This is a genomic window from Paeniglutamicibacter gangotriensis Lz1y (assembly GCF_000348945.1).
Lineage (GTDB): Bacteria > Actinomycetota > Actinomycetes > Actinomycetales > Micrococcaceae > Paeniglutamicibacter > Paeniglutamicibacter gangotriensis.
In genome coordinates, this window is record NZ_AOCK01000008.1 from 120,763 (window position 1) to 137,750 (window position 16,988).

General features: G+C 63.1%; 16 protein-coding genes and 1 riboswitch. Of the genes, 12 read left to right on the top strand and 4 right to left on the bottom strand.

The features are described from left to right. Nucleotides 1–7: 7 nt before the first annotated feature. The 3 genes from ADIAG_RS13620 (at nucleotide 8) to ADIAG_RS20955 (ending at nucleotide 2,906) form a co-directional block, all read left to right on the top strand. Nucleotides 8–496, top strand: a complete 489-nt coding sequence (locus ADIAG_RS13620; RefSeq protein WP_007271967.1) for a MarR family winged helix-turn-helix transcriptional regulator — start codon at nucleotides 8–10, stop codon at nucleotides 494–496. Next, entirely contained in the window at nucleotides 493–2,052 is a 1,560-nt protein-coding gene (locus tag ADIAG_RS13625; protein ID WP_007271968.1) for an MFS transporter, read from the top strand. The genes ADIAG_RS13620 and ADIAG_RS13625 overlap by 4 nt, the downstream gene beginning before the upstream one ends. A gap of 317 nt (nucleotides 2,053–2,369) precedes the next feature. Continuing rightward, nucleotides 2,370–2,906 (top strand): GNAT family N-acetyltransferase, encoded by a 537-nt coding sequence (locus tag ADIAG_RS20955; protein WP_083874131.1) that lies wholly within the window; start codon nucleotides 2,370–2,372, stop codon nucleotides 2,904–2,906. Nucleotides 2,907–3,090: 184 nt separating this feature from the next. Here the strand turns inward: ADIAG_RS20955 and ADIAG_RS22675 are convergent, their stop codons facing one another. Next, nucleotides 3,091–3,564: a GNAT family N-acetyltransferase gene (locus ADIAG_RS22675; protein WP_161623961.1), complete on the bottom strand. Its 474-nt coding sequence runs from the start codon at nucleotides 3,562–3,564 to the stop codon at nucleotides 3,091–3,093. A 544-nt stretch (nucleotides 3,565–4,108) separates the two neighbouring features. Here ADIAG_RS22675 and ADIAG_RS13635 point away from each other — a divergent pair. Beyond that, nucleotides 4,109–5,632, top strand: coding sequence for an APC family permease (locus ADIAG_RS13635; protein ID WP_007271970.1), 1,524 nt, complete (start codon nucleotides 4,109–4,111; stop codon nucleotides 5,630–5,632). Further along, nucleotides 5,629–6,828, top strand: coding sequence for a CaiB/BaiF CoA transferase family protein (locus ADIAG_RS13640; RefSeq protein ID WP_007271971.1), 1,200 nt, complete (start codon nucleotides 5,629–5,631; stop codon nucleotides 6,826–6,828). The genes ADIAG_RS13635 and ADIAG_RS13640 overlap by 4 nt, the downstream gene beginning before the upstream one ends. Here ADIAG_RS13640 and ADIAG_RS13645 read toward each other — a convergent pair. Further along, entirely contained in the window at nucleotides 6,808–8,358 is a 1,551-nt protein-coding gene (locus ADIAG_RS13645) for a PucR family transcriptional regulator (RefSeq protein WP_007271972.1), read from the bottom strand. The genes ADIAG_RS13640 and ADIAG_RS13645 overlap by 21 nt on opposite strands. Nucleotides 8,359–8,439: 81 nt before the next feature. Between ADIAG_RS13645 and ADIAG_RS13650 the strand changes: the two genes are divergently transcribed. The 4 genes from ADIAG_RS13650 (at nucleotide 8,440) to ADIAG_RS13665 (ending at nucleotide 13,556) form a co-directional block, all read left to right on the top strand. After that, on the top strand, nucleotides 8,440–9,801 hold the full coding sequence (locus tag ADIAG_RS13650) for an aminotransferase class III-fold pyridoxal phosphate-dependent enzyme (RefSeq protein WP_007271973.1): 1,362 nt from the start codon (nucleotides 8,440–8,442) through the stop codon (nucleotides 9,799–9,801). Between the two features lie 48 nt (nucleotides 9,802–9,849). Then, the gene (locus ADIAG_RS13655) at nucleotides 9,850–11,043 is read left to right on the top strand and encodes an acyl-CoA dehydrogenase family protein (RefSeq protein WP_007271974.1); all 1,194 of its coding nucleotides are present in this window, start codon (nucleotides 9,850–9,852) and stop codon (nucleotides 11,041–11,043) included. 30 nt (nucleotides 11,044–11,073) lie between these two features. Continuing rightward, nucleotides 11,074–12,534 (top strand): aldehyde dehydrogenase family protein, encoded by a 1,461-nt coding sequence (locus ADIAG_RS13660; RefSeq protein ID WP_007271975.1) that lies wholly within the window; start codon nucleotides 11,074–11,076, stop codon nucleotides 12,532–12,534. Between the two features lie 137 nt (nucleotides 12,535–12,671). Beyond that, complete coding sequence (locus ADIAG_RS13665) at nucleotides 12,672–13,556, top strand: 3-hydroxyacyl-CoA dehydrogenase family protein (RefSeq protein WP_007271976.1); 885 nt, start codon at nucleotides 12,672–12,674, stop codon at nucleotides 13,554–13,556. 12 nt (nucleotides 13,557–13,568) lie between these two features. Here ADIAG_RS13665 and ADIAG_RS13670 read toward each other — a convergent pair whose 3' ends face one another. Beyond that, complete coding sequence (locus ADIAG_RS13670) at nucleotides 13,569–14,000, bottom strand: pyridoxamine 5'-phosphate oxidase family protein (RefSeq protein WP_043475035.1); 432 nt, start codon at nucleotides 13,998–14,000, stop codon at nucleotides 13,569–13,571. Nucleotides 14,001–14,128: 128 nt separating this feature from the next. Here ADIAG_RS13670 and ADIAG_RS13675 point away from each other — a divergent pair, with 128 nt between their 5' ends. Further along, entirely contained in the window at nucleotides 14,129–15,208 is a 1,080-nt protein-coding gene (locus tag ADIAG_RS13675) for an App1 family protein (protein ID WP_007271978.1), read from the top strand. Further along, nucleotides 15,209–15,673 carry an acyl-CoA thioesterase gene (locus ADIAG_RS13680; protein ID WP_007271979.1) on the top strand — a complete coding sequence of 155 codons (465 nt, stop codon included), beginning with the start codon at nucleotides 15,209–15,211 and terminating at the stop codon, nucleotides 15,671–15,673. Here ADIAG_RS13680 and ADIAG_RS13685 read toward each other — a convergent pair. Further along, nucleotides 15,670–16,104, bottom strand: coding sequence for a hypothetical protein (locus ADIAG_RS13685; RefSeq protein ID WP_043475041.1), 435 nt, complete (start codon nucleotides 16,102–16,104; stop codon nucleotides 15,670–15,672). The two genes, ADIAG_RS13680 and ADIAG_RS13685, sit on opposite strands and share 4 nt — an antisense overlap. A gap of 14 nt (nucleotides 16,105–16,118) precedes the next feature. Continuing rightward, nucleotides 16,119–16,244: riboswitch (SAM riboswitch) on the bottom strand. Nucleotides 16,245–16,290: 46 nt separating this feature from the next. Between ADIAG_RS13685 and ADIAG_RS13690 the strand changes: the two genes are divergently transcribed. Then, a complete protein-coding gene (locus tag ADIAG_RS13690) occupies nucleotides 16,291–16,896 on the top strand; it encodes a histidine phosphatase family protein (RefSeq protein ID WP_007271981.1) in 606 nt (201 codons plus the stop codon). Nucleotides 16,897–16,988: the final 92 nt, after the last annotated feature.

Here is a 16,988-nt window from a genome sequence, read left to right on the forward strand (position 1 = left end):
GGCTCCGTTGCCTCGCGGTGAATCATCAACCCTGGAACTGGTCGAAAGTCTCATGGCGCTGCGGCGCACGTTGCGCTGCGTGGAGCATGTGGGGGAGATGAGCGGTTCATTGGGCTTCGCGGCCCTGGGCGTGCTGGCCTACATCCAGCGCAATGAGCCCACTCGAGCCACCGACATCGCCAAGTGGGTCGGGGTCGGGCCCGCGGCACTGAGCCGGCAAGTCGCGGAGCTGGAAGGTTCGGGGCTGCTGGAACGCACCCCCAGCCCCGTCGATGCGCGGGCGCAACTGATCTCGTTGACTGCCCGGGGACTCGAGGAACTTGAACAGGCCTACGCCAGACGAACCGGCATGCTCGCGGGGCTGCTCGAAGAATGGGATGAAACGGACATCGCCGCCGCAACAACCACGGTGAACAAGATCCAAGAGGTGTTGCGCGCCGGAAGCGTCTCCCTCGGCCCGAAGACCCCCCACAGCCCCGAAGGGGGACGCGGATGACTGAAAAACAGTCCGTCGACAGGCCGCTGGAACGTCCGGGGGACCAGCCGCAAATGACCCAGAAGGAAGTGCTGCGCTCCATCACCGGAGTGTTGGCTTCCTTCTTCGCGGCCATGCTGGCCTCGACCATCGTCGCCATCGCACTGCCCACGATCATGGATGCGCTGGATGGTACGCAGACCGACTTCAACTGGGTCATCACCGCAGCCTTGCTGGCCAATGCCGCCACCACCCCGATCTGGGGCAAGCTCGCGGACCTCTTTGACAAGAAGAAGCTGCTGCAACTGGGCATCATCATCTTCGTGTTCGGTTCCATGCTGGCCGGTTTCGCCATCAATATCCCGATGCTTATGGGAGCCCGTGTCATCCAGGGCGTCGGCATGGGCGGGCTCACCGCGATGGGAATGGCGGTGATCGGCACCGTCATCCCGCCGCGTGAGCGCGGCCGCTATTCCGGCTACTTTGGCGGTGTCATGGCCGCGGCCACCGCCGGTGGACCGCTGCTGGGCGGGTTGATCGTCGACTCCCCGTTGGGCTGGCGTTGGACCTTCTTCATCGGGGTTCCCATCGCCATCGTCTCGATGGTACTGATCCACAAGACCCTGTACATCGCCCACATCGCCCGCAAGGTCTACATCGACTGGGCTGGTGCGGTGCTCGTGACCATTTCCGTCTCCACGTTGCTGATCTGGGTCTCCTATGTGGGCAAAGAAGGCTTCTTTGAATTCAATTCATGGCAAACCTATGTGATGGTCGGCGGCTCACTGGTGCTGATCGCCCTGTTGATCTGGGTCGAGGGCCGGGTTCCCGAACCGGTGATCCCGCTGCGCATCATCGCCACCCGGACCACCGCACTGGCAATCCTCGCCTCCATTTCCATCGGTGTTGCGATGTTCGGCACCGGCGCCTTCCTTGGCCAATACTTCCAGGTGGCACGCGATGCGACCCCGACCATCGCCGGGATCATGACCCTGCCGATGATCGCCGGCAACCTGTTCGGATCGGTTTTCTCCGGCCAGCTCATCTCCCGCTACGGGCGCTGGAAGATCTTCCTGGTCATCGGATCCATCGCGAACGTGGGTGCGCTGGCCCTGCTGGGCACCATGGCCCACGACACCGACTATTGGATCCTCGCCCTTGGCATGTTCTTCAACGGCCTGGGCATGGGCTTCATGATGCAGAACCTGGTCCTGGCAGTGCAGAACACGGTCAAGGTCACCGACATCGGCACGGCCAGTTCGTCAGTTGCTTTCTTCCGCTCGGTCGGCGGCGCCGCCGGCGTCGCGGTCCTCGGTGCGATGCTTTCGGACAAGGTCGGTGTGCTGGTCACCGATGCCCTGACCTCGGCCCACCTGATTTCCCCGGACGGCTCCGGAGGAGCCGCAGGTGGCACCTCGCTGAACCTGAGCAACATGCCGCCGGCAGTGCGCGCCATCTATGAATCCTCCTTCGGCGATGCCACCGGAGTGGTGTTCATGACCTCGGCCGCCGTCGCGGTGGTCGCACTGGTGTGCATCCTGTTCATCAAGGAAGTCCCGCTGCGCCGAACCATCTGAGGCAAGCGCCGTCGTTTTCCGAAGATGACTGCACTGAACATTCCGAAGTCCTGAGCATTGTGCCAAGACAGCTGAGCGCTGACCTAAGGCGCGTATCCGATCAGAAGTCGCGTCAAGGCTTTGAGTGCAGCGTTTAGCCCCTGCTCCACTGGGCTTTTTCTCGGGCACGGTATATGGGAATCTGGCACCTGCGGAACCAGGCTGTTTCGAAAATTTCGAAAATCCTCTGCACAGGTTCCGGTGAACGGCCGGGACTGTTGGCGAACGTCGTAGATTTCTCAGAGTTAGTCCTCGATCAGAACCGTTAGGCTCTCTGAATGGACCCTTTGAACCAACCCGTCTTGGATGCCTTGGAATTTCGCCTACGCCCATTCGAGGCCAAGGATGCTGAGCTGGTTCGAGAAGCATCGGTCGATCCATTGATTCCTTTGATTACGACTGTTCCTAGCAACGGAACGGATAAGGAAATACTCAATTTCATCGACCGGCAGCACCATCGGCTTGTGGATCGATCCGGATATTCATACGCCATCGTGGATGCAAGCTCTGATCAAGCACTGGGCCAAATCGGACTGTGGCTGAAAAATTCCGGTCAAGGCCGCGCCAGCATTGGACACTGGATTGGACCGCGTCATCGCAACAAAGGAATAGTCTCTGCCGCCCTGGATGCCTTATCAGGGTGGGGGCTAAGCCTGCCAGAGATTCATCGTTTGGAACTTTACGTCGAGCCTTGGAATCAAGGTTCTTGGCGAGCCGCCGAGCGCTGCGGCTACTCGCGGGAGGGGTTGCTACATAGTTGGCAGGAAGTCGGCGGGCAGCGTAAAGACATGTACATGTACTCTCGCCTCAAATGAGGTGAATGCGAACTGAGACATTCCGAATGTCACTGAACTCGGGTGGCGTTCCCGGTGCCCGATCCATGTTCAACTTGCGGACTCGCAATCGCTGCGCTGGCGACTTTGAATAGTCAGTGCAGTCGCCTTCGGCAAATGACAACAAACCAAGCGAATTTTGGGGGGACGGGTGGCGGCTAGATGACTAGCCCGTCCAGGGAAGTTTATGATGCAAGGCATGCAGGGTCACGGTTCCACCGTAAATGGGAGAGGTGCCGAGCTCCGAAAAACCCCAGTGTCTATAAATCTCTCGGACCTGGGATGCCTGGCCGAAAACACCCAGGACGGCATCCTTTTCGGTTCGGCTCGAGAGGAGTTCACGTATGCACTGTTTGGCTATCCCGCGGCCTCGAAAGTTTTCGTCGACAGCGAGTTCCTGGACAATAACGGTTCTCGAAGGCGAGATTGCCACACCTAGCGTTGGTAGCATTGCGCTTAGTCGTCGCAGCCAGGAGCTGTCCTGGTCAAGCCTCTGAGACAATGCAAAGCCGACCAGGTGTCCATCGTGTCTAGCCGCGATAAGTCGTCCGCCAGGACTAGCAAGTTGGCCGGGGCCCCATTGATCAATGCTTTGTAGTTTGTCTGGTGATTCATTGTAAGGAGGGGCCGCGAAGCTCAAGACGAAGAGACTCGCGATCTCAGCCCAAATTTCGTCCGTGGCATCATGCTCGAACCGGACTTAATTAACTTCTTGGTCGATCTCTCTCATCGTGGCTCAGTCTATGTCGTGTTTCCTCAGGAGCATGCCTGGCGAGGAGCTCCTTGCGGTAGTAGGCACGATGCCGCTCCCGACAGCGAGATGCCGGGCCCCAGCACCCATCGCCGAGCCCTGAATCGCTTACTTGGCCTTATATGGGTTTCCGCGGTGCAGTATGCGGAAGCCGACTTCAAGAAGAACCGTGGGCGCGGACGTCCGGGAGAGCGTTCCCCTTAAGGACATCATGGGGCAGTGTCGACGCCCTAGGGCGCCCATTGCAGTTGCCTGAGGGAAATGGCAATCGCCGCCGGGTTCTCGCGCACAGGTGCCCGGAATTCTGGCTTCAGGGGTCAGTAAAGACCGTTGTGTTCGGATGAAGTGACCCGAACCTTGGATGATCTATCCGAGACATCCGTCACTCCCCTTCCGTAGTGTGAGCTACGTCGTACCCACGGAAGGAACCGCGATGACCAGCATTCCCACGCAAGGCAACACTCCTACCCCACAGCTCAAAAAGGTCCTAGGACGGTGGGACACCCTCGCCATCGGCGTTGGGGCCATGATCGGCTTCGGTTGGGTGGTGCTGACCGGTGGCTGGATCACCACCGCGGGCCCGATGGGTGCCGCCCTGGCGATGGTGGTCGGCGGCGGCATCATGGCAGTGGTCGGGTTGACCTACGCCGAGCTTGTGGCAGCGATGCCGCGGGCCGGAGGGGAACACAACTACCTGCTGCGGGCCATGGGCGCGCGCTGGTCCTTTGCCGGTTCCTGGGCCATTGTGGGCGGCTACATCACCATCGTGGCCTTCGAAGCGGTGGCGTTGCCCAAGACCGCGCTTTATCTTTTCCCGGAGATGAACAAGATCCATCTCTGGGATATTGCCGGCTCCGAGGTCTATCTGACCTGGGCGCTGGTCGGGGTGCTCGGCGGCGTGGTGATCACCGCGATCAACATCCGCGGCATCAAGACCGCCGGAGTTGTGCAGACCTTCGTGGTGCTCTTCCTCTTCGCCATCGGCGCGGTGCTGCTCTTCGGCTCCTTCACCGGCGGATCCACCCAAAACATGGAACCGTTCTTCAGCAACGGTGTTGCGGGGTTCTTCGGCGTGATGATCATCGTCCCGTTCATGTTCGTTGGCTTCGACGTGATCCCGCAATCGGCCGAGGAGTGCGACATCGAGCCGCGACGCATCGGCAAGTACGTGGTGATCGCCGTGCTTATCGCCACCGCCTGGTACGTCATGGTCATCCTCGCCACCTCATCAGGCCTGGGCTCGGGCGCACTAGGCGGCTCCGAACTGGCAACTGCCGATGCCATGGGTGCACTATTTGGCTCGGAGATGATGGCCAAGGTGCTGATCTGCGGCGGCATCGCCGGAATCCTCACCTCCTGGAACTCCCTGCTCATGGGTGCCTCGCGACTGCTCTACGCCATGGCCGCCTCGGGGATGCTGCCGGGCTGGTTCGCCAAACTGCACCCGAAATACCACACCCCGGTCAATGCCCTGCTGTTCATCGGCGGGCTCTCGGTCCTGGCACCGTTCTTCGGATCTGCCATGCTCGGTTGGCTGGTCGATTCCGGCTCCCCGTCCATCGTCATCGCCTACCTGCTGGTCGGTGTCGCCTTCGTGATCCTGCGCAAGCGCGAACCGATGATGATTCGTCCGCTGCGCATCGGCGGAAAGGGCAACTTCGGTAAGGCGATCGGCGTGACCTCGGTGCTGTTCTGTGCCGGGCTGATCAGCCTCTACCTGCCGGGCATGCCCGCTGCCATCGGCATCCAGCCCTGGCTGCTCTTCGGAGCCTGGTGGGCCCTGGGCTTCATCTTCCTGGTGCGGGTCCCGCGTGGCATCGTGCCCGGGGTCAATGCCGAGGACGAGCTGCTCGCACGATTGGCCATGCGCAAGGCGGCCAAGGTCAGCCCCCTGCCCGCAACGGCTCCGCAACACACACCTACGCCCAAGACAATCAAGGAATCAGAACGCGCATGAGTACCAATCGCCCCCTCGAGGGAATCCTCGTCGCCGACTTCTCCCGGGTACTGGCCGGCCCGTTGTGCACCATGACGCTGGCAGACCTCGGTGCCACCGTCATCAAGGTCGAGCGTCCCGGAACGGGGGATGACACCCGCAGCTGGGGTCCACCGTTCTCCGCCACAGGATCCACATATTTCGAGTCGGTGAACCGCAACAAGCAATCAGTCGCCCTAGACCTTGCTGACCCCGCGGACCGAAGGCTGGCCCAGGAGCTGGCGCTGCGCGCCGACGTGCTGGTGGAAAACTTCAAGCCTGGTGGCATGACCAAGCTCGGGCTGGGCTACGCGGAGCTATCGGCCATGAACCCGGGGCTCATCTACGCCTCGATCTCCGGCTTCGGTTCCGCGGCAGGAGCGGACCTGCCCGGCTACGACTTCATCGTCCAGGCCCTCGGTGGGCTGATGTCGATCACCGGTGAGGCGGATGCTGACCCTATGAAGGCAGGAGTGGCGCTGGTGGACGTGCTGACCGCCAAGGATGCCACCATCGGTGTGCTGGCAGCGCTGAACGCCCGGAAGACTTCCGGGGCCGGGGCGCACGTGGAGGTCAACCTGCTCTCCAGCCTGCAGGGGGCACTGGCCAACCAGGGCCAGGCCTACTTGGGGGCCGGCAAGGTCGCTTCGCGGATGGGCAATGATCATCCCTCGATCGTGCCCTACCAGCTGCTGGCCTGCGCCGACGGTTCCGTCGCGGTGGCCTGCGGCAATGATGGACAATTCGTGCGGCTCTGCGCCGAGATCGGGAAACCGGAGCTAGCCTCAGATTCCCGCTTCGCCACTAACTCGGCCCGCGTGGCCAACCGAGAGGTGCTCGTCGGGCTCCTTGAGGAAGCCTTGGGTGCAGACACCGGAGCGAACTGGCAGGCCAGGTTCACCCTGCGGGGTGTTCCATCCGGCAAGATCGCCGGCATCGATGAGGGCCTGGCCTACGCAGAGTCCTTGGGATTGGACCCGGTCATCGAGGTACACAATTCCGAGGGCATCGCCGTGGGGCGGCAGGTGCGCCACCCCATCACCTGGACCCCGGCGCTTAACCCGCCGACCGCGGCACCGCCGCAACTGGGAGAACACACCGAGCAGATCCGTGCCTGGCTGGGTAGTGACAGTCACTCCGCGGAAGACCTCGGGGGATTAGCGCGGCAGCGTCCCTGATTCCTCGCGGCGCAGCGCCAACCACAGGTGCGCGGCGACATCCGGATCATCAAAGTCGATACCCAGCAGGGAGCCCGCCACCGAGATCCGGTGCCGCAAGGAATTTCTGTGGATGCCCAAGTTTCGGGCGGCATCCTCCCACGTGCCGCGCGCGGCCAGGTAAGCCCTGACGGTTCCCAGCAGATCCGCACGCGGGTAGTCGGCCAGTGCCTGGACCCATCCTGCGGCGCGGGCGTCCTCGCTGGCGCCCACTGCCACCAGCCGTCCGGCCGGTGCCTTCAACGTCGCTTGGCGCAGCACCGCCAGGTTCCCCTGGATCTCGCCGAGTCCCACCGGGTCGCCCAGGGCCGCGGCGAGGTCGCCGGAAACCTCCGTGGCAGCTTCCCCGACCAAACCCAGCAACGCGTTTTCCTCCAGTGTCTCCGCCGTGCCCGAGGTGCCAGCACCCAATCCGGCTGCCGGCAGGATGAGGAACAACAGTGACTCCTCCGCATGGCGCAACACGCATGCTTCCACCGCCGCACCCAGGACGGGCAGGCCCGCATCCGGCAGCAGGCGGGCCGCGGCGCGGGCCGCCAACCCGGCGTCGTCCCCGGGGGAGAGTCTGATCCCCAGCAACCGCACCCGGTTGGGTAGCTCTCCCAGTCCCACGTCTTCGGCCACCATGTGTGCGGCCTCGCCCTGACCATGCAGCAGTAACTTGGCCGTCACCGCGCCCAGTGCGGTGGTGGTTCCGGTGATGACCTCGCGCTGCCGCGCTCGCAGGGCCAGCAACGTCGAGACCGTCATGATGACCTGCCGGTCGGCCTTGGTCAGGGTGCGCCCGGAGCCGATGCACAAAAAGCCGTGGATGCGGGTGCCCACCAGGATCGGGTAGAGCACCACCGGCTGGCCGTGGACCTCGAAGGTCGCAGCCGAGGGCACGCCCGCCTTGTTGAAGCGGATCGATTCTGCGCGCAGATCGCCCACCAAGGCTCCGGCCGAGGCCGGCCATACCGTCTCGCCCCCGCCGTTCGCCGGCAGGTAGGCAGCCCACCCGCCCAGTGCTTGGGCCAGCCCGCGTACCACCGCAAGGGTGGCATCGGGGCGCATCGCGGCGCGGGCCAAGGCCGTCTGGGTGCCCAAGGAGTCCATCAGGTTTGAGGTGTCGTCTCTGGCCGCCAAACGCCAGTAGGCGCGGCTGACATGCTGGAAAGGCACCGAGTCAGGGACTACTGCCAGTTCAATGCCCGCCGCGGCAGCTGCCTCACGCACGTGATCTGGTACCTCGGTGAGCCAGGGCCCCAGGCCCAGTCCCACCGCGTGCACGTTCCTGGTGCCCAACCGCTTCATGTAAGCGAACGAGAGAGCGGCCGATTTTGCAAAGGGCATGCCGGTAGTCAGCAGTAGTTCGCCGCCCTCGAGATACGGGGTCGGGTCCTCCAGTTCGGAAACATGTACGCCAGTGACCGGCTTGGCGCTGAAATCCGCCCCGGGCCCCGGAACCAGCTCGGGTCCGAGCTCAGCACCCAATTGCAACAAAGAGATCATGGGTTGAATTATCCAACAACAGTCACCAAATCGGACGGATCATCCAATGACGCGTGTCACTTCCTGTCCTAACGTGGTTCTATGACTGAAATCTTGTTGGCTGCAGAGGCCTCGACCGTGACCCAGACCCGCCACCTTGCCACCGCGATCCCCGGCCCGCGTTCCACCGCCCTGCACGCCGAGCGTACGCAGGAAGTGACCAACGGATTTGGCATCGCGCTGCCGGTCTTCGTGGCTCGCGCCGAAGGCGGCATCATCGAGGACGTCGATGGAAACCGGATCATTGATTTCGCCTCCGGCATTGCCGTGACGTCGTTGGGTGCCAGTAACAAGCGGGTCGCCGAGCGCGTCGCCGCCCAGCTGGAGGCCTTCACCCACACGTGTTTCATGGTCACCGAATACGATTCCTTCACGCAGGTCTGTAAGTGGCTCAACGCCAACACCCCCGGCGACTTCGAGAAGCGCACCGGGCTGTTCACCACTGGCGCCGAAGCCGTGGAAAACGCCATCAAGATCGCCCGTGCCGCCACCGGTCGACCCAGCGTGCTGGTCTTCGACGAGGCCTACCATGGCCGCTCGCTGCTCACCATGGCCATGACCGCCAAAGTCAACCCGTACAAGCTGAACTTCGGCCCGTTGCCGACCGACGTCGTCCGGGCAGCCTCCGCGAACCCGCTGCGCCCCGCCGAAGGCCTCGACGCTGGTGCCGCCGCAGCGCTGGAATCCGTGGAGGCCACCATCCTTGAACACGGCGCCGACACGTTCGCCGCCATGGTCATCGAACCGATCCAGGGCGAGGGTGGCTTCATCGTCCCGGCGCCCGGGTTCATCCTGGGCCTGCGCGCATTGGCCGACAAGTACGGCATCGTGCTGGTCCTCGACGAGATCCAGGCCGGCATGGGACGCACCGGCACACTCTTCGCCTCCGAACACGAGGGAGTTGCAGGGGACCTGATCCTCACCGCCAAGGCCTTGGCCAACGGAGTCCCGCTTTCCGCCGTCACCGGACGAGTCGAACTGATGAACGCACCGCACACCGGAGGACTAGGCGGCACCTACGCCGGCAATCCACTGGCCTGTGAGGCAGCACTGGCGGTCTTCGAACAATTTGAGGATGGTTCCTTGCTGGTGCACGCCCGTCGCATCGAAGAGGTCGCTCGCGAAGTCCTCGAGCCACTACTGTCCTCCACAAACATCGTCGCGGAGATCCGTGGCCGCGGGGCGATGATCGCCATCGAATTCGCCGATGCCGGTTCTCTGGCCCCGCGCGCGGACCTAGCCAGGGACATTTCGGCGGCCTGCCACGCAGCTGGCGTACTCACGCTGACCTGCGGCACGCACGGCAACGTCGTGCGCTTGCTGCCGCCGCTGGTCATCGGCGAAGAGCTGCTGCGCGACGGACTCACCGTCCTGGCCGACGCCATCACCAACGCCGCCAACTAGCGGCGCCGACCCCCACACGCACACGCACGACTTTCCTTGGAGAACACCATGACCCTCACCCTCAATGACCACGAATCCCACCTGTTGGATCCTGCGGATCTGATCAACTTCGATGCGCTACTCAGCGAAAAAGAACTGGCGCTGCGTTCGAAGGTGCGTTCTTTCGTGGACGAGGCCATTAAGCCGAACATTGCCGCCTGGTACGACAACGCGCATTTCCCGCTGGAGATCGTCCCGGAGATGGCCAAGCTGGGCCTGTTGGGCATGCATTTGAAAGGTTATGGCTGTGCCGGGGGCACGGCAGTGGAATACGGGCTGGCAGGTTCCGAGTTGGAGGCCGGTGACTCGGGGCTACGCACCTTTGTCTCGGTGCAAGGCTCGCTGGCCATGAGCGCGATCTACAAGCACGGCTCCGAGGAGCAAAAGCAGGAGTGGCTGCCCAAGATGGCGGCGGGCGAGGCGATTGGTTGCTTTGGTTTGACCGAGCCGACGGCGGGCTCGGATCCCTCAGCCATGAAGACCTTCGCCCGCCGAGATGGCGATGATTGGGTTATCAACGGGACCAAGCGCTGGATCGGGCTGGCCAATGTTGCCCAGGTCGCGGTGATCTGGGCTCAGACGGACGGGGGGATCCGTGGCTTTGTGGTTCCCACGCAGAGCGCCGGGTTCAAGGCGACCCCAATTGAACAGAAGCTTTCGATGCGTGCCTCGATCCAGTGCGAAATCGAATTGACCGACGTGCGCCTGCCGTCCAGCGCGGTGCTGCCGAACGTGGTGGGTCTCAAGGGACCGTTCTCCTGCCTGAACGAGGCCCGCTACGGGATCATCTGGGGTGCGATGGGTGCTGCCCGTGATTCCTTCGAGGACGCACTGGCCTATTCGCAGCAGCGCATGCAGTTCGACAAGCCGTTGGCCGGCTATCAGATGACCCAGCAGAAGCTGGTGGACATGGCGATGGAGATCAACAAGGGCTACCTGTTGGCCCTGCATATCGGGCGGATGAAGGATGCCGGGATTCTGGATCTGCACCAGATCTCGGTGGGGAAGCTGAACAACTGCCGTGAAGCCATCAAGATCGCCCGTGAGGCCCGCACGATCTTGGGCGGCAACGGGATCACTCTTGAATATTCGCCGCTGCGCCACGCCAACAACCTGGAATCGGTGCGGACCTATGAGGGCACCGACGAGGTCCATACATTGATCCTGGGTAATAAGCTCACCGGCGTCCCAGCCTTCCGCTAAGCCCCCTACTCTGTTTCCAAGAGGCGAGAAATGACTCAAACCATGACGCACACCGAGACGGTGCAGCTGCGCCTGCTCATCAACGGGCAATGGGCGCAAGGCGCTGGAAAAGAACTTGCCTCCAGCTCGCCGGCGGACCCGGAGAAGGTGGTTGCCTCAGGTGGCACCGCCACAGTGGAAGACGTGGACGCCGCCATGGACGCAGCGCGCACCGCGGCGGCAAACTGGGCTGCGACCCCGATGGCCGAGCGCGGCGCCTATCTGGCCCGCGCGGCAGGGATCATCACCGCCAACGCCGATGCCTGGGGATCCGAACTGGCTCGGGAGGAAGGCAAGACCTTTGTCGAGGGTCGGGGCGAGGTGCTGCGCGCCGCACAGATCCTTACCTATTATTCCGCCGAAAGCGACAGACTGGCCGGGGAGGTCTTTTCCTCCCCGCGCCGCGGGGAGCGGATCCTGGTCACCCGCAAACCGCTGGGAGTTCTCGGGGTGATCACTCCGTTCAACTTCCCGATCGCGATCCCGGCGTGGAAGATCGCCCCGGCGCTGGTCTTCGGCAACACCGTGGTGTGGAAGCCTGCCTCCACGGTGCCGCTGCTGGCCATGCGTCTGGCCCAAGGCTTGGTCCAGGCGGGCCTGCCTGACGGTGTGATGAATCTGGTCATCGGCCCCGGGGCACTGGGCGACCGAATCGTGAACCACCCGGATCTGGATGGACTGACCTTCACCGGTTCCACTCGGGTGGGCAGGAAGCTCGCGGCAACCGCCGCCGAAGCAGGGGTCCCGATCCAGGCGGAAATGGGTGGTAAAAACGCCTCGGTCGTGCTCGAGGACGCTGATCTGGAACTTGCCGTGGAACAGGTGCTCTTCGGCGCCTTCCGCTCCACCGGGCAGAAGTGCACGGCGACCTCGAGGCTGATCCTGCAGGAATCGATCGCCGAGGTGTTCCTGACACGGTTGCGTGAACGGCTCTCCGAGTGGAAGACCGGGGACCCTACGGATCCCTCGGTGCACATGGGGCCAGTGGTCTCGGTATCGGCGGCGGAAGAAATCAGGGCCGGCATTGCAGCATCGATCACCGCCGGTGCAACAGTTCGCTTCGAGGGCGATGTCGTTGGTCTCGGTGATGCTTTCGTGGCTCCGACGGTCCTTGAGCTGCCGACCGGAGAGAACAACGCCTGGCGAGATGAATTCTTCGGGCCGGTGCTCGCAGTGCGCCGTGCGGCAAGCACCGCCGAAGCGTTTGCACTGGCCAACGATTCCGCATACGGGCTCAGCTGCGCGGTCTTCACCCAGGACCTGAGCAAAGTCCTGGAAGCCATGGAAACCATCGATGTGGGGATCCTGCACGTGAACTCCGAATCGGCCGGCGCCGACCCACATGTGCCCTTCGGTGGGGCCAAGAAATCCGGCTACGGGCCGAAGGAGCAAGGCGGCGCGGCCAAGGAATTCTTCACGCACACCACCACGGTGTATTTGCGCGGGGCCTAACAAGAACCTCGTCGGGGCGCCACTTCTCATCTGGTAAGACCGGATGCTGTTGGCGCCCCGTCTGGTGTCTAGGATAAACATCGGGCATGGCCGAAAAGGTGAGCCAGCAAACAATTGACGAAAGTGCGGAGCCAAGAATGAGCGCAGTGACAGGCATCGAGAACATTTCCACCATTCTGGTCATCGGCGCCGGGACCATGGGCCGGCAGATCGCCATGAGCGCGGCACTGGCCGGATACTCGACCATCATCCAAGACATTTCCGCCGACGGCCTGACAGCAGCCCGCACCGAGCTCGAAGGCTGGGCCGCCTCACGGGTGGCCAAGGGCAAGCTGGAGCAAGGTGTAGCCGACGCGGCGCTGGAAAAACTGGGCTACAGCACCGATTTAGATACGGCGGCAGCGACTGCAGACTTCGTGATCGAGGCAGCCACCGAACGGTTGGACATTAAAACTTCGATCTTTGAGAAGCTCGGCGTGCTGGCGCCGGCCCACGCCATCCTGGCCACCAACTCCTCAACGCTGGGATCCTCCAAGGTCGCGGACGCCACCGGGCGTCCGGCGCAGGTCTGCAATATGCACTTCTTCAACCCGGCGCTGGTCATGAAGTGCGTGGAAGTCGTCCGCCACGAGGCCACCAGCGACTCCACGGTGGAGACCACCATGGAGCTGGCCCGCCGACTGGGCAAGGAACCGGTGCTGATCAACCGCGAGGTCCCCGGGTTCATCGCCAACCGCCTCATGGGAGCCATCCAGCGCGAAGCGCTCTTCCTGGCAGATCAGGGCATCGCCAGCATCGAAGACATCGACACCACCGCGCGCACGGCACTGGGACACCCTATGGGCCCCTTCGCGCTCATGGACATGGTGGGCCTGGACGTTATCGACTTCATTGCCCAGGCCACGCACGCGGAAACCGGTGCCGATGAAGACGCGCCGAACCCGCGTGTTGCGTCCCTAGTGGCCGAGGGCAAGCTGGGCCGGAAGTCCGGAGTCGGGTTCTACGACTACAGCAACCAGTAGATCAGGGAGCCGCTAGTACGTCTCGGGCTGTTCCCCGAGGCGGAAATGGCGGCCGGAAATGTGTTTGACCTCGATCTTCACCCAGGATTCCTTCGCCGTGGGAATCCACGGCGAGACCCCGGAGCTGCGTGCCAGCTCGATCTCCGCGCTGGTCTGCAGCTGGTGCGCATTTCCGTGGACCACCACCGACCACGCTTCGTCGGAGAGGATGCCGTCGGCCTCGAAGGCCACCGAATCGTGCACTGTCAGTGCCGCTAGTTTTTCGCCCGGGGCGGTGCGAAGGTAAATGCATTTCTCCAGCAAGCCGAAGTTCACCGGGAAGATGTCGACGGCGCCGCCCACCGCAGTGGCCAACCGGCCGTGTTTGGTTCTTTCCAACAGACTCCAGCACTGCTCCTCGGTGAGTACCAGCACGGGCTCGTCTGCATCATGTTCAAACATCATGCTCTCATCATTCTACGAAGCGTAGAAAAATACTAGTGTGACGCCGATCGCGCGCGAAAACGGGCGGGCACCGCGAATTCATCCTTTTGATCCACACCGTGCCACCGGGCCATGAAAGACTGTCTTTCATGGTCAAGGAAACTGGAGCGGAGCGTGCCCGGCACATTGCCGCACGCTTCGAGGATCGGCTCTACGAGCTTCGTGCCGAACAGGCCCGCGAACGGGGGTTGGTTCCCACCGTGCTGTCATACATCGGGTATGGGCTCTCCGACCCCACCGACGGGTGGGTGCGCATCTTCGCCCGCGTGGTGCTGGCCAAGCCCGGCGCCTTCGAAGATGGCCGCCATCGGGCCAAGGTCATTGCCGACGGGGTGCGTGGCTGGCGGAACTTCATGTCCCCGATCCTGCCCCACGGCGAGGTTGAGGTCCACATCAACGGTGAACGCTTTGAGGTGCAGGCCGATCGCGGCGGGGTGCTCGATGTCCGGGTGAAAGCCTCGCTGGCACCAGGCTGGAACGAGATCAGCCTGCATGTTGAGGGCGGCACTGCTGTCACCGCCCCGATCCTGGTCGTTGACGGGTCGCAGGAATTCGGGGTGCTCTCGGATGTGGATGACACCGTCGTGGTCACCACGCTGCCCCGCCCACTGCTGGCCGCCTGGAACTCCTTCGTGCTCTCCGAGCACGCCCGACTGGCCACCCCGGGGATGCCGGTGATGATGGAGCGGCTGCTGCGCGACAAGCCCGGAGCCCCCACCTTCTACTTGTCCACCGGTGCCTGGAACGTGGCCCAAACCCTGACCCGCTTCCTCTCACGCAACCTCTACCCACAGGGCCCCCTGCTGCTGACCGACTGGGGTGCCACCGAGCGTGGCTGGTTCCGGTCGGGCATGCAACACAAGGCCGACCAGTTGCGTCGTCTGGCCGGAGAATTCCCGACCATGAAGTGGCTGCTGATTGGCGACGATGGCCAGCATGACCCCTATCTATATGCCGAGTTCGCCCGACGCTTCCCCGAGCACGTCGTGGCCATCGTGATCCGCCAGCTCACCCCCTCCGAGGCGGTGCTCGCCGGCGGGCGTAGCCAAGGAATCCTGAACTCCACCCCCGGGGTGCCCTGGGTTTACGAGCCCGACGGAGCGCGCATCGCCGGGAAACTGGAATCCCTGGGCATCATCAGCCCCGAAGCACAGCAAGGATTGTCCTAGATGGATGGGAACAAGATCCGCGTCGAGGTCCCCATGCGGTGGGGGGACATGGACGCATACGGCCACATCAACAACGTGAACCTGGTCCGCATGATGGAAGAGGCACGTATCGCAGGTTTCGGGGTGCCGGGGGGCACCGGCAAGCCCGGCATCGACCCGCAGGTTGACCTGTTCTCCACGGTTCAGGAGAACACGCAGATCCTGGTGGTCGAACACCGGGTCCGCTACCTCAAGCCGTTGGACTACCGCAACGTGCCGGCCCACGTGGACGTGTGGATCAGCACCGTCAAGGCCGCAAGCTTTGATATCTGCTATGAATTTCACGATCCAGTCGACGGCGGAGTGTGCGTGCGTGCCACCACCACCCTGGCGTTCTTCTCGGTGGACACCCAACGGTTGCTGAGGCTCTCGGAGCAGAACAAGTCGGAGATGGCGCGCTACGAAGCCCCGCCCCTCTTTCGTTAGGAAAGCTGCAGAGTGGCCGTCAGGGACTCGAAGTCCCGGGCCAGTTCCTCATCCCGCTCGAAGCTGCACGGGGCCAACGGCTCGGTGCTGAACGAGAAATAGCTCCGCCCCGCGCTATGCCGCGGATCCGCCGGCAACGCCAGCACGGAATTGTGGAAATTCACCCGGCCCACCGAGAGCCCCTCGGGACGGCGTGGCGTGATGCGCAACAGGTGCGCGATGGTCGCCAGATCGTGCGCGTGGGCCCTGAGGTGGGTGCCGTGGTGGTACAGGTGCAGCGTGAGTCCCTCGGTGAGGGACAACATCACTTCCACATCGGCCGCAGACCACAGCGTGGGTCGGGCCATCATGCTCTTGACGGCACGCGGATTAGCCCGATGGCCGGGGTGGAAGGACGTACAAGAATCGGTGTTGATGACCGGATTGCGCAAGGGACGGCGCCTTTCGTTTGCTCTTGTCCTCCAGACAGCGGCTGCTGACAAGGACCGCTTCGTCATCCGAACCACCCGTGAAGCATGGGGTTGGTGCGTGCGCCAGGTCGGAGCCCAAAAACGGCGTACATCTCGTGAAGCTGGTTTCATCGTACCAAAATCCCTCCGACGATTTAGTGTGGAGCCATGAGACTGATATTGATCCGCCACGGGCAGACCGCTTCCAATCTGGCCCAGGCACTGGATACGGCGGCCCCCGGGGCACCCTTGGATGAAACAGGAATGGCTCAGGCCGAGGCCCTAGTGGAGCGGCTAGGTGCCGACGAACTCGATGCGGTGTTCTCCTCGACGCTGCTGCGTGCCAAAATGACTGCCACCCCGTTGGCCCAGGCGCGCGGTTTGGTGGTCGCCGAGCATGTCGGGCTCACCGAAATTTCCGCGGGGGACCTGGAAATGCGTAACGACCCGGAGTCCCAGCTGGCCTACAGCGATGCTTTTGTCGGCTGGCTATCCGGTGATCTACGAGCCAAGGTCCCCGGCGGTGAAGACGCCCAGACGGCACTGGACCGCTTTGACGCGGTGGTCCAAGACGCCAGGAACTCGGGCACAGGGAAGCTGGCGGTGATCAGCCACGCGGCAATGCTGGTGACATGGCTGGCCATACGGAGCAACAACTTCGACCCGACGCTGCTCTCGCCGCTGCCGCTGAACAACACTGGCGTGGTGACCCTCGAAGGAGTAGGTTCCTCCGGGTGGAAATTGCGCAGCTGGCAGGATCGGATACTAGATTAAAGCTCGGATCCAGCCACCCGTTGTCCTGCCTTCTGCTGACTGAAGCTAGTTTCATGACGTACTACATTGGCTAAGCCCATGCCAAGTCGATT